Raw genomic sequence first — 15,267 nt, 5'->3', positions numbered from 1 at the left:
TGAAGATCGACAAGTCGTTCATTCTCGAGTTGACCGGCAGTCCGCGCAGTCGGGCCATCGTCCGTGCCATCGTGCGCATGGCCGAGTCGCTGGGTTTGACCGTGGTGGCCGAAGGGGTAGAGGACCTGGCCACCTTGCAACTGCTGCGCGAGATGGGTGCATCCCAGGCACAGGGTTATTACTTCGCCAAACCCGCTGCCATACAGGACCTCGATCTGACAGGATGGAAGGCTGTCGTGACGGCAGCGCCACGGCCCGGCGCACTGCATGACGTATGATCGAAGAAATCGTTTTCGAGAAGTCAGACATGATCAACGTTGTATCCCGATTCGCCGACGTAGTGATCATCGGAGGCGGCTTGAGCGGCACCCTGCTGGCCGTGCAGTTGCTCAGGCAGCCGCGCGGGCAGCGCATTGTCATCATCGAACCACGTCCCGAGTTGGGACGTGGCGAGGCCTACAGCGCTACCGAGCTGGGTCACACCTTGAACGGCAACGCTGCGCGCATGAGTGTCGACCCGGACAACGCCGACGACCTGACCCAGTGGCTCACCCAGTTCATCGACAACGGCGGTTGGCCCGAATCGGCCGAGCAGGCGCTGCCGGTCGCCGAATTGTTTCCTCCGCGCGGCATCTTCGGCCTCTATGCCCAGCAACGCCTGGCCGAGGCTCGCGCCTTGGGCCTTCGCTTCGGCTCCACGGCGGAGCACGTGCGGGCGGAGGTGGTCGACGTCCAGACCCAAAATGGGCAGGTCCGGGTGACGCTGGATGACGCGCAAGTATGGTGCGCACCCCGCGCCGTGCTCGCCACCGGCATGTTTCCCGCTGCACGCACCGCCGTTAAGGCGCCCGGCGGACTGAACGCCGCCGCGGTCGACCCGTGGGACGTGCAAACCATGCGAACGCTGGATCCGCAGGCTCGGGTGCTGATCATCGGTTCGGGGCTGACCATGGTCGATGCGGTGGTCTCCCTCGACCGCGCCGGTCACCGCGGACCGATCACGGTGATCTCGCGGCACGGCTTGTGGCCTCATGTGCGTCGTCAGCCGCCGGCCTGGCCAGACTTTCTGGCGGCAGCCAGCGACCTGAGCAGCCCGCGCCAGCTCATGGCCGAGGTGCGCAATCAATGCCGCCAGGCGTTGCAGCAGGGAGTCGACTGGCAAGCGCCGCTGGACACCGTGAGGGTGCACATCGCACGGCTCTGGAGCCAGGCCAGCGAGCGGCAGAAACGGCAGTTCGTGCGCCATGTACGGCCATGGTGGGAAAGCCACCACCATCGCTCGCCACCACCGAGCGATGCGCTGCTGCAGAAGGCCATCGCCGAAGGGCGACTTACCCTGCACGCGGCCTGCTACCTGAGCGCCGAAGGCACAACCTTGACCATCCGCCGCAGGGGTGAATCGGTGCCTGTGCAGCTGCACGGTGACGTACTGATCAATTCCAGTGGTATCGAATACGACTGGCGTCGCGTCGATAAACCGTTGCCGCGCCAGCTATTGGCGCGCGGTCTGGTCAAGCCCGGGCCGCTCGCGCTGGGTCTGCTGGCTGACGATGAAGGGGCCTTGCTGGACAGCGCCGGGATTGCCAGCCGGCGCCTGTTCGCCATGGGGCCGCCGCTGCGTGGGATGTGGTGGGAGAGCACTGCGGTGACGGATGTGGCGGCTCAAGCCAAACGGCTGGCTACCACCTTGCTGGAGCCCGACTGAAGCAGGGGCGGTGAACGCCGCTGCTTCGCGGGTCGATCAGTCGTTGGGTTCGGTCGTGTTGACGTAGGGCGGGACCTTGGCCAGCGGCAACTGTCGGGCCTGATCGGCTTGTATCCCCTTGCGTGATGGCAGCGGTTCCAGCTTCTGCACCTCGCCGGTCTGCAGCGAGCGCTCGATGGCTGCCAACACCCGCACATCACGCCAGCCTTCGTCGCCGTCCGCTTCAGGCTGGCGATCCTCCAGGATGCACTGGGAGAAATACTCGGTTTCGCCACCGAACTGGTCGACGACCGGGAAGGTATGCTCCTGCTTTTCGCCGTCGATGATCGAGCGATAGGCGATGGCCACGCCCTCGCCGAAACCGAAGCACGGCGAGGCCTCGAATTCACCTTGAGTGCCGATCAGTTGGAAGCGCTCGGTCGCCGGCAGGCTGAAGCTGACGGTGAAGGTCGCTTGCCGCTGTTCGGCAAAGCTTAGCGTGACGCTGACGGTGTCGGGCGTATTGATGGGGCGCCCGGGTGTTTGTGCGCCCACGGCGTGCACTTCCAGCGGCTCGCCGCCGAACAGGTTGCGCACGGCATTGAGCGGGTAGGGCCCCATGTCGGCAGCCGGGCCGGCCCAGAAACCACTTTTCATTCGATGATTTTCCGCCTTGGTTTGCTGGGTGAAGGTGGCGGTGAACAACCGGGGCTCGCCAATATCACCGTTGCGCACCCGCTGTACCATCTCCACGGTGCCGGGCTCGCAGTGCAGGCGGTAGGCGATCATCAGCTTGGCGTTGCCCCGTTCGGCGGCGGCGTTGATCGCCAGGCAATCTTCCTCGCTGGCTGCCATGGGCTTCTCCAGCAAGACATGGATGCCGGCTTCCAGCGCCGGAACAGCGAATTCGCGATGGCGGAAATTGGGCGTGGCCAGGTAGATCGCATCGATTTCGCCGGACGCCAGTAGTTCGGGAAACTGCTCGTAGCTGTAGCTCTTGAGGTCATACAGCGCGGCCAGTTCGTCGGCCTTGATCGGGTCGCCGGTCACCAGCGCGGTCATCACCGAATTGCGGGTCTGGTCCACACCGGGCATGAATGCACCTTGCGAAATCCAGCCGCCGGCAACCACCGCATAACGAATCTTACCCTGAGCATCAGGCATGGGTTGGGCCTCCTTGTATCACCCGCGAAATGCGTAGTGTCTAGGAAGTCGGCAAGCACGAAGGGCAGGAGTTCCCGAAGATTGGGAGGAGGGGATGAATCGAGGTGGTGCGAGGTGCGGGAATCGAACCCGCACAACCAAAGGTCGTCAGATTTTAAGTCTGATGCGTCTACCAATTTCGCCAACCTCGCATGCTCGCGCATCATACTGATAAGGCTGGGAAATGTCATGCCCTAATGCCGCGCAACGATTGTCTGCGGTGAGCTCCCACATGCTAATAATCATTTCGCCATTATTGCGAGCGAACCTCCCGGTCCTCGCCTTTGTTTGCTAAAGTGGTCGCCGATTGAAAAAAGTTTTCATATGCCACGGTTGGCGACCATGCAATGGCTTGCAGCGCGCTGATTGGCCGCCAGGAGATACACTGTGACATCCAGCCAGACTTCGGTGTTGCTCGCCGCTGCCCTCGAGCAGTGCGCGCGCGAACCCATACGCACACCCGGCAGCATTCAGCCGCAGGGCTTCATGATGGTGCTCGATGCCGCTGCCGAGCGCGTGCTGCAGGTCAGCGATAACGTGCGTCATTGGCTGCAACTCGAGCCTGCGCACGTGCTCGAATCCACTGTTGCAGAGCTCTTCGAGCACGGCAGTAACCTCTCGGCGCGCCTGGCCGCCTGGCCCGGAGAGGAGCGGCAGCCGTTCCATTTCGCCGACGTGCGTTTCGTCCGGGGCGGCCACCCGCGCACCATGGCGATGATGGTGCACCGTGCCGACGGCGTGATCATCGCCGAGTTCGAGCCCGCCGCCGATGAGGCCCATGCCTACGGTGCCCTGTATCCGCTGGTGCGGACCTTCATCAGCCAGTTGCACAATGCGGCAGACATCATCGAGCTGTGTCAGCGCTCGGTGGTCGAGGTCAAGCGCGTGACCGGCTTCGGCCGCGTCAAGGCCTACAGCTTCGATGCGGCCGGCAACGGCACGGTGCTGGCCGAAGTACGCGATGACCACTATCCCAGCTACCTGGGTCTGTGCTTCCCGGCCTCCGACATTCCCGCCCAGGCTCGGGAGTTGTATTGCAGCAACCGCATCCGGGTGATCGAAGATGCGAACTACCAGGCTTCGCCACTGGTGCCGGCCCACAACCCCGTCACCGGCGCGCCGCTGGATCTGAGCCTCGCGGCCTTGCGCAGTGTGTCGCCGGTACACCTGCAATACATGCGCAACATGCAGACCATGGCTTCGATGTCGATCTCGATCGTGGTCGACGGTCAACTCTGGGGTCTGATCTCCTGCCACCACGACCAGCCCCATGCGGTGGGCTTCCAGACCCGTACGGCCTGTGAGCTCTTGGGCAGCGTACTGTCGCTGCAGATCGAGACCAAGACCGCCCACGCGCAGAACGAGCGCATGCTCGAACTGCGCCGACACATCGTCCAACTGCTCTCGGCCATGGCCGACAGCGATAGCGTGCGTGCCGGCCTGATGGCTTTGCCGGAAACCTTTCTGGGCTTTACCCGCGCCAGTGGCGCGGCGATCATCGCCGAGGCGCGCTGCGAGTTGCTAGGCGATACGCCGCCCCAGGCGATGGTCGATGCTTTGGCGCTGTGGTTGGCTGAGCGCGGCGGACAGGAAATCTTCCACAGCGACAACGTTGGCCGCGACGTCCCCGATCTGCCGGAGCTGGCTCGGTACTGCGGCGGTGTCCTGGCCGTAGCCATTTCCGAAATCCATTCGCACTACCTGATCTGGTTCAAACCCGAGCAGGCCCGTACCGTCACTTGGGCGGGCCGTGCGGAAAAGAGTCTGGACAGTTCCGGGGTACTCAACCCGCGTGCCAGTTTCGAGAGCTGGCGCCAGGAAGTCAGTGGCTTCTCCAGCCCTTGGGATGCGCTTGAAATCGAAGGCGTACATGAGCTGCGCACTGCCGTGCTGGGCATTGTGCTGCGCAAGGCCGAGGAACTGGCGCAACTGGCGGGGGAACTGAAGAAGTCCAACAAGGAACTCGAAGCATTCTCCTACAGCGTTTCCCACGACCTGCGTGCACCGCTGCGGCACATCGCCGGCTATGCCGAACTGCTCACCGACTTCGAAGGGCCCAAGCTGTCCGAACGGGGCTTGCGCTTCCTGGAACACATCGGCGAATCGGCACGGTTCGCTGGGACCCTGGTCGACAACTTGCTGAGCTTTTCCCAGATGGGGCGTTCGGCCTTGCGCTTCACCGACGTCGACCTGAATGCGCTGGTCGAATCGATCCGCCTGGAGATGCGACCCGACTACGAAGGTCGCGATCTGCAATGGCACGTCGGACCCTTGCCGCGTCTGGTGGCCGATGCCGCTTTCGTGCACCTGGCGCTGCGCAATCTGCTGTCCAACGCCATCAAGTACAGCCGCACCCGCGAACACGCCGTGATCGAAGTGGGTGCCTACCAGCAGGACGCCGAGACGGTCATTTTCGTACGCGACAACGGCGTCGGTTTCGACATGGCCTACAGCGGCAAGCTGTTCGGCGTGTTCCAGCGCCTGCACCGCATGGAAGAGTTCGAAGGCACCGGCATCGGCCTGGCGAGCGTGCGCCGCATCATCGAACGACACGACGGCCGAGTCTGGGCCGAAGGTGCCCTGGACCAGGGAGCTACTTTCTACATGGCGTTGCCCAGACGCGCACATTCCGCCAGCACGAATCAACCGAGGTAAGCGATGCTCAAACCCATTCTTCTGGTCGAGGACAATCCCAAAGACCTGGAGCTGACCCTGGTGGCGCTGGAGCGCAGCCAGCTGGCCAATGAAGTGATCGTCATGCGCGACGGCGCCGAAGCGCTGGATTATCTGCTGCGTCGCGGCACCCATTCGACCCGTGACGAGGGCAATCCGGCGGTCTTGCTGTTGGATTTGAAGCTGCCGAAGATCGATGGTCTGGAGGTGCTCAAGGTCATCCGCGAGACCAACGAGTTGCGCAGTATTCCTACGGTCATGTTGACCTCGTCCAAGGAAGAGCCGGATTTGGAGCGCGCTTATTCACTGGGAGTGAACGCCTACGTGGTGAAGCCGGTCGAATTCAAGGAGTTCGTCTCGGCCATATCCGATCTGGGCATCTTCTGGGCGGTCCTGAACGAGCCTCCACCGGGTTCGTCGCGAATCATTCGCCGTCCCGGCTCCTGATCCCGGATCACGCTGCCAGCGGTCCGGATCGCAACCGCACGCAGCGTGCCCAATGGCGCACGGATGGCGCACAGAGCGCCATACTCCAGTCACGTTTTCGGAATTCTATGTCGCCCAAGCCCTTACAATTGCTGTTTGTGGAAGACAGCACTCACGACGCCGAGCTGGCGCTGCTGAACCTGGAGCGCGCCGGTCTGTCCGTCGAGCCTACCTTGGTGTTCAATCATCAGGCTGTAGAGCAGGCGCTGGCCAATTACACGTTCGACCTGATCCTGTGCGATTACATGTTGCCGGGCTCTTCGGGGCCACAGGTATTGCAGGCAGCGCAACGGCTGGCGCCGATGACACCCTTCATCTTCTTGTCCGGTGTCTATGGCGAAGAGCACGCAGTCGAGATGATGCGCCAAGGCGCCATCGACTACGTGCTCAAGCAGAACCTGAGTCTGTTGCCTCGGGCTATCCAGCGGGCGATGGACGAAGTCCACGAGCGTCGTCGTCGACGTAGTGCGGAGCGCTCGCTGCAGCACGCTGAAGTCCGCGCACACATTGCCACCAACGCCGCGCGCATGGGCATTTGGGATTATGCGCCGCTCACCGACACGCTGCTGTGGGACGAGCGCTGCCGGGAGCTGTACGAACTGCGTCCCGATACCGAAGTGAACATCCAGCTGTTCCTCGACCACTGCCACCCCGATGATCTGCCAGTGGTACAGGAGCGCATGGCGGCAGCGCTGACCGTGGATGACCAGCATCGGTTTCACATCGAATACCGCGTACTGCTGGACAGCGGCACCCTGCGCTGGATCGCCAGCCATGGCCAGGCCTTCTTCGAAGACGGCGTCTGCGTACGCTTCACCGGCGTCATCCAGGACGTTACCGAGCAGAAGCAGGCGACCCACGCCCTGCAACAGCTCAACGAGATGCTCGGTGAGCGCGTGGTCAAGCGCACTCGCGAACGCGACCGCACCTGGGAGCTGTCCCGCGAGTTGCTGGGCGTGATGCGTTTCGACATGTCACCCGTTTCGCTCAACCCCGCCTGGGAATCGACCCTGGGCTGGACCCGCGAACAGCTGGGCAACATGCAGCTGTGGGAAATCATTCATCCCGACGATCTCGCCGCCACACGTCGCGAAACCGAGAACATCGCCAATGGCAATGTCTCGACACGTTTCGTCAATCGCATGCGCCATGCCGACGGCGATTACCGCTGGTTGTCCTGGACCATCGTTCCCGATGAGGGCCTCATGTACGCGGCCGTTCGCGACATCACCGGTGAACGGGAGGTACTGGATGAGTTGGCCGGGGCTAACCATCAATTGCGCGAGCAGATCGATGAACGTCAGCGCATCGAGGCCACTTTGCATCAGTTGCAGCGCCTGGAAGCGGTCGGCCAGTTGACGGCGGGCGTAGCGCACGATTTCAACAACCTGTTGACGGTCATCTTGGCCAGCACCACCTTCATTGCTCGGGATTTCGAAAAGGGCAAGACCGAACGCATCCAGGGCCGTTTGCAGAACATCAAGGAAGCCGGTGAGCGTGGCGCCAAGCTGACCGGCCAGCTATTGGCGTTCTCCCGTCGTCAGCGTCTGGAGCCGGTTGCGGTGAACCTAAATGGTACCGTGGAAGGCATGATCGAGCTGTTGCAGCGCACCTTGGGTGGCAGTATCTGGATCGAGACCGACACCGCGCCCGACCTCTGGAATGCTTTGGTCGACCCGACCCAGACCGAGATGATCATTCTCAACCTGGCGATCAACTCGCGCGATGCCATGCCCGGCGGCGGTACCCTGCGCCTGTCCACGGCCAATGAAACCGTCAGCATGCCCGCCCAGCGTCCGGAAGATCCGGAACCTGGCAACTATGTCGTGCTGTCGATCCAGGACTCGGGGACAGGCATGAGCCAGCAGGTACTGGCCAAGGCGTTCGAGCCGTTCTTCACTACCAAGGAAGTGGGCAAGGGCTCAGGCCTGGGCCTGGCCCAGGTGTTCGGGTTTGCCAAGCAGTCGGGCGGGGGCGTGGCGATCATGACGTCGCCGGGCTATGGCACCACGGTCAAGGTGTACCTGCCAGGGGTTCCCGACCAGCTATTGACCCGCGAAGACGAGGCGGTCGACGTTGCCGCTGCTCAGCAGGGCGGCGAACGCCAGACCATCCTTCTGGTAGACGACGACCATGACGTGCGCGAAGTGACCGCCACCATGTTGCAAGGCCTAGGTTACAGCGTAGTCGAAGCTGATAGTGCCGAGCAGGCATTGAACAAGCTCGACCCCACTGTTGATCTGGTGCTGACCGACTTCGCGATGCCTGGAACCAACGGCGGCGAACTGGCACACATGATCCGTCGACGCCATCCGCGGTTGCCGATCGTTTTCATTACCGGCTACGCCGAATTGGAGGGGCTGGATTCCGAGCACTATCCATTGGTGCAGAAACCATTCCGCGAGCAGGATCTGGCCAGCAAGCTGCGTGCTGCGTTCGGGGCCTAGCGGCCTGCGGTCTTGGGCTCGGTTTTCGGGATCATGGGCACGCCGGCCTGGATCCGCTCATGGATTTCCTGGCGATGCACGGCAACATGGCGAGGTGCATCGATGCCCAGACGGACCTGTCCGCCCTTGATGTCGATGATGGTGATAAAGATATCTTCGTCGATCACGATGCTTTCGTCGGTGTTGCGCGTCAAGATCAGCATGATGGGCTCCCTGCGCTTGAAGACGGGTGTTCAAGGGCTGTCTGACTAGTGACGCGTGAGCCGTAGGAATAATTCCTTTTTATAATCTGTCTCAGTTGCCAGGGTGTCTTTAGTCAGGGTTTTCTGAACCTCGTGGCGTCCAACCGGTCACTTACTTACATAAGGCACCGCCTTTATTACTCACATGAGGTAGGCATATGACAGACGTAGAGTTGCAAACCACTCCGCAGTTCGAGGAATGGGACAAATCGTCGCAGAACTATCTGGACGAACAAGTTCGCCATGAAGAAACGCTCAAGAACGGCTGCCATATCGTGGTACGCGCACGCAAGATCGCCGAGGACAAGGTGTCCGTGTTCTTTGGAACCTATGGCCCAGACGGCCGGGTGATCAAGGAGCAAACCGAAATACGCGATGGATTGACGTGCGCGAAAGACGCGCTGGATTTTGCTACCGACAAAGCGAAACGCCACGCTGGCGGTGGGGCAGGGGCTCCGGACGATAATCATCACCAGGCGACACCTATCTGACACTCACTTCGCGCCGCGCTGCATCCTGGCTCGAGCCAGGTGCATGGCGGCGCATCAGGGACTGCGGCAGTAGCCGATCAGGCTTTGCCATCTCCCTTTTCCGGAGCAGGACTACCTGCCTGGATACGCTTGAAAATCTCTTCTCGGTGTACCTGTACATCCTTCGGTGCATCGATGCCGATTCGCACCTGCATCCCTTTCACGCCCAGGATAGTAATCTTGATGTCGTCATGAATGACGATGCTTTCGCCTACCTTGCGGGTGAGTATCAGCATGAACGGCTCCTTGATTCCTTTGCTTAGAATTTATCCGGTGTATGAAGTGTGTCCATTGCTACCTGAATAGGAGCGCAGCACGACAAATTTAATTCCCTCGAAGCGCCGGGTTTATGAACATTCGGCAGCCACGGCGCAACGAGTGGTAACAGGTGCCAGTATGGCGTGCTTCTTGGCAGGCGCCTAGCAGATTGGCATCACGTTTGGTTTATGGGTGTGATAGTGGCACTCTTGCCACCATCATCGTTTGAAATCTTCAAGGTTGCCATTGAGTACGCTGGCCACTCAACTTTCTGTCGAGAAAACTGGCTGCGCTGATCAATGCCAGATGGCTCAATCCCTGAGGCGTATTGCCCAGATGATGACCATGCCGATCGAACTCTTCGGCGAATAAGCCCAGCGGGTTGGCATAGCGCAGCAATTGCTGAAACTCCAGATGCGCTTTTTCCACCTGTCCGGCCCTGGCCAGACATTCCACGTACCAGAATGAACAGGCAGTGAACGCACCTTCATCGCCCGGCAGGCCGTCGTCCTGACGGTAGCGATAGACCATGCCGTCACGCACCAGCGTGCGCTCGATCGCCGCCAGCGTGCTGAGCCATTGCGGGTCGCTGGCACCCACGAAGCGCACCAACGGCATCAATAGCATCGAGCCGTCGAGTTCGACACCGCCCAGCTTCTGTACGAAGTGTCCGGCGTCGGCGTTCCAGAAATGGGTCCAGATATCGTCGTGAATCGCCTGCCGTTCCTTGTCCCAACGCTCGAACGGTGCTGGCAGGGAGCGTTTTTCGGCCAAGCGTAACGCCCGATCGATGGCCACCCAGCACATTAGCCGGGAATGCAGGTAATGCTCGGGTGGGTTGCGCATCTCCCAGATACCGACATCCTTCTGCTGCCAGCTGCTGCAGACTTTGTCGACGATGTGGGTGACGTGTTTCCACCCCTCATGGGAAATGGCTTCGCCGTATTTGTTGGCCAGGTACACCGCATCCAGCAATTCACCGTAGATATCGAGCTGGACCTGATCATGGGCACCGTTGCCCACCAGCACGGGACGGGCACCACCGTGCCCGCTCAGGTGATCGAGTTCCGATTCGGGCAGCTCCTCGCGGCCATCCAGGCCGTACACCACACCCAGCCGGGCGGGTTCGTCAGTGCATTCGCCGACCCTATCGCGCACCCAGCGCATGTAGTCGTTGGCCTCCGTGGTGAACCCCAGGCGCATGAACGCGTATACGGTGAACGACGCGTCCCGGATCCAGGTATAGCGGTAATCCCAGTTGCGTACGCCACCCGGCGCCTCCGGCAGACCAAACGTGGCCGCCGCAATGATTCCGCCGTGCCGGCGTGACGTCAGCAGCTTGAGCGCCAAGGCAGAGCGATCGACCACTTCCCGCCAACGGCCCTTGTAGTTCGAATGGCCGATCCAGTTGCGCCAGAACGCCAGGGTTTCTTCCAGACAGGTCTGCCCCGTGCCGGTGCTCACCATGGGGTCTTCTTCGCCACCCAGGATGAATTCGGCGCATTCGCCTTCCTTGAGTTCGAACACGGCAATGGCGCTGTGCTCGTCGATGCTCAGGGCCTGGGTCGCCGACAGACGCAAAGTGGGCTGACCTTCGGCGCGGAAGCAAACGTCCTCGCCGCTGGTGTAGGCCTGGGTATCGGCGCGGCTGTAGTCGTGCCGAACCCGACAACGCAAGCGAATGGTGGCCGTGCCATTGCGCGCCTCGACCCGGCGGATCAGCCGGGGCAGGGCGTCGGCAACGGCGGCGACCGGCATCAGGTCGGTGATCTCGATCACCGCGTCGTGGTCGATCCAGCGCGTCTGCAGAACATTGCTGTCGGGCAGGTAGATCTGTTGCCGGCGTGCACCGGGCAGGTCTGGGGCCAGTTCGAACACCCCGGCACGATCGCAATCGAGCAGGGCGGTGAATATCGAGGGGCTGTCGAATTCGGGCCAGCAGCAGAAGTCGATGCTGCCATTGTCGGCGACCAGTGCGGCGCTGCGCATGTCGCCGATGATGCCGTGGGCCTCGATGGGGCTTTGCGTAGTGCTGCAGACGTCTTTAGCCATTGTTTCGGAACCCCGGATACAGGCTCATGCCGCCGTCGATGAACAACGTGGTGCCATGTATGTAGTCACTCAGATCGGACGCCAGCCAGACCACTGCGTTGGCAACGTCGTCCACTTCGCCGACGCGACCGTAGGGAATCAACTCCAGCAGTTTCTTTTCGGCATCGCCCTGGGTGTTCTCTTCGTTGATCGCCGTGCGGATGGCACCGGGTGCGATGGCATTGACGCGAATGCGCTGCTCGCCCACTTCCTGGGCAATGCTGCGCATCAGCAGGTCGATACCGCCTTTGGACGCGGCATAGTTGACGTGGCCTGCCCACGGAATGAGCTGGTGCACTGAACTCATGTGGATGATCTTGCCAGCTGCGCGGGATAGCCACGAGCGCGGGCCTTGGCTCTGGAACTGGCGCAAGGCAGCACGAGCGCACAGGAACTGGCCGGTGAGGTTGACTTCGATCACCTTGTTCCAGTCCGCCAGGGTCATGTCGACCGTGGCGGCATCGCGTTGCAGCCCTGAATTGGCGATCAGGATGTCCAGGGCGCCATAGGTGTCGATGGTCGTGGCGAACAGACGCTCGACGTCATCTTCCTTGGACACGTCCGCGCCCACCGCGATGGCCTTGCCACCCGCTTCGCGGATCTGCGCGACGAGTTTTTCGGCAGGCTCTGCGTGGGAGTTGTAGTTGACCACCACGCTGGCACCGGCTTCGGCCAACGCCTTGGCAGCTGCGGCACCCAGACCAGAGCTGGCGCCGGTGACGAGGGCAACCTGTTTATCCAATGAAATCTGCATCCGGGATGTTCCTCCGATAATGGCGTTTCAATGCTGACTGGCAACGCGGTGCGGGAGTTCAGCCTGGAAACGTTTGGGCACGAATGCCATGCGCAGATGCCTAAACTGCATGACGGCCCAATGTGTCGTCCGCGCACTGCCAGGAGAAGTACCGTGACTACCGAGAATAAAGAATCCGATCGCGAAGACCTCGACCACAAGCCGGAAAATGCCGGCAAGGTTGGTGAAGAGCACAAGCGCGAGAATCAGCAAGGTGAGAAGGAGCGTACTCCATCCGATGAAGGCCAGAGCAAACCTGTCGGTTGAGTAGCGCTCGGCAGCCCCGATCCTTCAGGGCTGCCGGCCTGCTACACGAGTTCCGCCAGAGCGCTTTGCAAGTAAGGTGCAGTCTGACTGGCGCTGACCTTGGCCACTGCTTCCGGCCTCCCGACTGCAACCACCTTGCCGCCTTGGTCACCGGCTTTGGGTCCGATATCGATTACCCAATCGGCCTGGGCCACCACGCGCATGTCGTGCTCCACCACGATCACGGTGTTGCCAGCATCGACCAGATGATTGAGTTGCTGCATCAGCCGGTCGACATCGCTGGGGTGCAGACCCGTGGTGGGTTCATCGAGTACATACAACGTAGCGCCGCGCTGAGTGCGCTGCAATTCGGTGGCCAACTTGATACGTTGCGCTTCACCTCCCGACAGCTCGGTCGCAGGCTGACCCAGGCGTAGATAGCCCAAGCCGATGTCGCGCAGTACGCTCAAGGGGCGCAGCACCGCTGCCTGCTCGGCGAACACCTCACAGGCCTGCAGAACGGTCAATTGCAGCACGTCGGCGATCGTACGTCCTTCCCATTTCACCGTCAGGGTCTTGGGGCTGTAGCGGGCGCCATGACAGGTCGGGCAGGGGCTGAAGACGCTGGGCATGAACAGTAACTCGACGCTGACGAAACCTTCACCTTCGCATTCCGGGCAGCGCCCCTTGGCCACGTTGAAAGAGAACTGACCGGCGTCGAAGCCGTGACGACGGGCATCCTTGGTGGCAGCGAACAGTTTGCGCACGTGATCGAACAGCCCGGTGTAGGTGGCCAGGTTCGAGCGCGGTGTGCGGCCGATAGGTTTCTGGTCGACCTGCACCAGTCGCTTGATGTGATCCATACCCTCGACGATGTGGCCCGATTCGGTCTGCGGCGCGGCGTCTTCCAATACGTCTTCGACTTCTTCCTGGGCCTGGCCCAGGTGTTCACCGACCAGCTCCAGCAACACTTGGCTGACCAGGCTCGACTTGCCCGAGCCGGAGATACCGGTGACGGCGGTGAAGCATTGCAGGGGAAACTCGGCAGCCACCTTGCGCAGGTTATTGCGACTGACATCCGCCAGCTTCAGCCAGCGGCTGGTGTCTCGACGTGGGCGCGGTAATGGCGCGGCGCCGCCGTGAAGGTACGCACGGGTCTGCGAGCCGTCTATCTGAGCCAGGCCTTGGGGCGGGCCGCTGTAGAGCACTTGGCCGCCCTGTTCGCCGGCCAACGGCCCGACATCGACCACCCAGTCGGCGCGCGCCATGGTATCCAGATCGTGCTCGACGACGAACAGAGAATTGCCTGCCGCCTTCAGTCCCTGCAGAGCGGCATGCAATGACTCGCCGTCGGCCGGATGCAGGCCGGCAGTGGGCTCGTCCAGCACATAGACCACGCCGAACAGTTGCGAGCCGAGCTGGGTAGCCAGGCGCAGGCGCTGCAGCTCGCCGGACGACAGCGTCGGCGTGCTGCGTTCCAGCGACAGATAGCCCAGGCCCAGATCGATCAAGGTGTGCAGGCGACCGAGCAGGTTTTGCGCGAGCTGCTGAGCAGCCAGACGCTTTTCCTCGCTGAGTCGCTTGCCCACTTGCTGACCCTCGGCCACCGGCTTGAGTTTCTGCGCCAGTTGGCTGAGCGGCAGTTGCGAGAACTCACCGATGTCCAGGCCGGCAAAGGTCACGCTCAGTGCTTCAGGTTTGAGCCGTTTGCCGGCGCAGACTTCGCACGCCGCGCCGATCATGAACTGGCTGACGCGCTTCTTCATCAGCGCGCTCTGCGAGTGAGTGAAGGTGTGCAGTACATAGCGCCGCGCCCCGGTGAAGGTGCCCTGATAGCTGGGTTCCATCTTGCGCTTGAGCGCTTCGCGGGTCTGTTCCGGCGTCAGCCCGCCATACACCGGCACGGTCGGGGTTTCTTCGGTGAACAGGATCCAGTCGCGCTGTTTCTTCGGCAGGTCGCGCCACGGTACGTCCACGTCATACCCCAGGGTCACGAGGATGTCGCGCTGGTTCTGGCCTTGCCATGCCGGCGGCCAGGAAGCCACCGCGCGCTGGCGAATGGTCAGGCTGTCGTCGGGTACCATGGTTTTTTCGGTCACTTCGTACACCCGGCCCAGTCCATGGCAGTGCGGGCACGCACCTTGCGGAGTATTGGGCGAAAAATCCTCGGCGTAGAGCAAACCCTGGCCCGGCGGATAGGCACCGGCTCGGGAATAGAGCATGCGGACCAGACTGCCCAGGGTGGTGACGCTGCCCACCGAGGAGCGGGTGCTGGGCGTGCCGCGCTGCTGCTGTAAAGCGACGGCAGGCGGCAGGCCTTCGATGCTGTCGACGTCGGGCACGCCGACCTGATCGATCAGGCGTCGAGCGTAGGGAGCGACCGATTCGAAGTAGCGCCGTTGCGCCTCGGCGTAGAGGGTGCCGAATGCCAGCGATGACTTGCCCGAACCCGATACCCCGGTAAAGACCACCAGGGCATCGCGCGGGATATCGACATCGACGTTCTTGAGGTTGTGTTCGCGGGCGCCGCGAACCTGGACGAAGCCGCTGGGAGCGGTAGGTTTCATGAAAAGCCTTGGAATGAATGAGCAGTGCAATAACCGACCGCAGTCTG

At 61.9% G+C, this 15,267-nt stretch carries 13 protein-coding genes and 1 tRNA gene; 7 read left to right on the top strand and 7 right to left on the bottom strand.

Features of this window, described 5'->3' with window-relative positions; all coding sequences use genetic code 11:
- Positions 1–278 (top strand): EAL domain-containing protein (locus B2V21_RS21050; RefSeq protein ID WP_286917932.1); only part of this gene is annotated, 278 nt, incomplete at its 5' end.
- Positions 279–307: 29 nt separating this feature from the next.
- Positions 308–1,705 (top strand): FAD/NAD(P)-binding protein, encoded by a 1,398-nt coding sequence (locus B2V21_RS21045; RefSeq protein ID WP_286917931.1) that lies wholly within the window; start codon positions 308–310, stop codon positions 1,703–1,705.
- 36 nt (positions 1,706–1,741) lie between these two features.
- On the opposite strand, the gene B2V21_RS21040 is transcribed toward B2V21_RS21045, so the two are convergent.
- Both B2V21_RS21040 and B2V21_RS21035 read right to left on the bottom strand, forming a co-directional pair.
- Positions 1,742–2,848, bottom strand: a complete 1,107-nt coding sequence (locus B2V21_RS21040) for a Gfo/Idh/MocA family protein (RefSeq protein WP_286917930.1) — start codon at positions 2,846–2,848, stop codon at positions 1,742–1,744.
- A 105-nt stretch (positions 2,849–2,953) separates the two neighbouring features.
- A tRNA-Leu gene (locus tag B2V21_RS21035) sits at positions 2,954–3,039 on the bottom strand.
- 235 nt (positions 3,040–3,274) lie between these two features.
- On the opposite strand from B2V21_RS21035, the gene B2V21_RS21030 reads away from it, so the two are divergent.
- From B2V21_RS21030 to B2V21_RS21020, 3 genes are all read left to right on the top strand, one after another.
- Positions 3,275–5,542 carry an ATP-binding protein gene (locus tag B2V21_RS21030; protein WP_282347694.1) on the top strand — a complete coding sequence of 756 codons (2,268 nt, stop codon included), beginning with the start codon at positions 3,275–3,277 and terminating at the stop codon, positions 5,540–5,542.
- A 3-nt stretch (positions 5,543–5,545) separates the two neighbouring features.
- On the top strand, positions 5,546–6,007 hold the full coding sequence (locus B2V21_RS21025) for a response regulator (RefSeq protein WP_049860186.1): 462 nt from the start codon (positions 5,546–5,548) through the stop codon (positions 6,005–6,007).
- A 107-nt stretch (positions 6,008–6,114) separates the two neighbouring features.
- Positions 6,115–8,493: a response regulator gene (locus B2V21_RS21020; protein WP_286917929.1), complete on the top strand. Its 2,379-nt coding sequence runs from the start codon at positions 6,115–6,117 to the stop codon at positions 8,491–8,493.
- On the opposite strand, the gene csrA (B2V21_RS21015) is transcribed toward B2V21_RS21020, so the two are convergent.
- Complete coding sequence (gene csrA, locus B2V21_RS21015) at positions 8,490–8,696, bottom strand: carbon storage regulator CsrA (protein WP_282347697.1); 207 nt, start codon at positions 8,694–8,696, stop codon at positions 8,490–8,492. The genes B2V21_RS21020 and csrA (B2V21_RS21015) overlap by 4 nt on opposite strands.
- A 197-nt stretch (positions 8,697–8,893) precedes the next feature.
- Between csrA (B2V21_RS21015) and B2V21_RS21010 the strand changes: the two genes are divergently transcribed.
- Positions 8,894–9,226, top strand: coding sequence for a hypothetical protein (locus B2V21_RS21010; protein WP_049860189.1), 333 nt, complete (start codon positions 8,894–8,896; stop codon positions 9,224–9,226).
- 77 nt (positions 9,227–9,303) lie between these two features.
- Here the strand turns inward: B2V21_RS21010 and csrA (B2V21_RS21005) are convergent, their stop codons facing one another.
- The 3 genes from csrA (B2V21_RS21005) to B2V21_RS20995 all read right to left on the bottom strand — a co-directional run bounded on the left by csrA (B2V21_RS21005) (position 9,304) and on the right by B2V21_RS20995 (position 12,368).
- The gene (gene csrA, locus B2V21_RS21005) at positions 9,304–9,501 is read right to left on the bottom strand and encodes a carbon storage regulator CsrA (RefSeq protein ID WP_043189867.1); all 198 of its coding nucleotides are present in this window, start codon (positions 9,499–9,501) and stop codon (positions 9,304–9,306) included.
- Between the two features lie 256 nt (positions 9,502–9,757).
- Entirely contained in the window at positions 9,758–11,575 is a 1,818-nt protein-coding gene (locus tag B2V21_RS21000) for a glycoside hydrolase family 15 protein (RefSeq protein WP_286917928.1), read from the bottom strand.
- Complete coding sequence (locus tag B2V21_RS20995) at positions 11,568–12,368, bottom strand: glucose 1-dehydrogenase (RefSeq protein WP_056842568.1); 801 nt, start codon at positions 12,366–12,368, stop codon at positions 11,568–11,570. The genes B2V21_RS21000 and B2V21_RS20995 overlap by 8 nt, the downstream gene beginning before the upstream one ends.
- A gap of 30 nt (positions 12,369–12,398) precedes the next feature.
- On the opposite strand from B2V21_RS20995, the gene B2V21_RS20990 reads away from it, so the two are divergent.
- Complete coding sequence (locus B2V21_RS20990; protein ID WP_286917934.1) at positions 12,399–12,674, top strand: hypothetical protein; 276 nt, start codon at positions 12,399–12,401, stop codon at positions 12,672–12,674.
- Between the two features lie 41 nt (positions 12,675–12,715).
- On the opposite strand, the gene B2V21_RS20985 is transcribed toward B2V21_RS20990, so the two are convergent.
- Positions 12,716–15,220, bottom strand: a complete 2,505-nt coding sequence (locus B2V21_RS20985; protein WP_286917927.1) for an excinuclease ABC subunit UvrA — start codon at positions 15,218–15,220, stop codon at positions 12,716–12,718.
- Positions 15,221–15,267: the final 47 nt, after the last annotated feature.

It is taken from the genome of Pseudomonas sp. UBA6276, assembly GCF_002438365.1.
Classification (GTDB): domain Bacteria; phylum Pseudomonadota; class Gammaproteobacteria; order Pseudomonadales; family Pseudomonadaceae; genus Aquipseudomonas; species Aquipseudomonas coleopterorum.
This window is presented reverse-complemented; position numbering and strand designations above follow the sequence as displayed.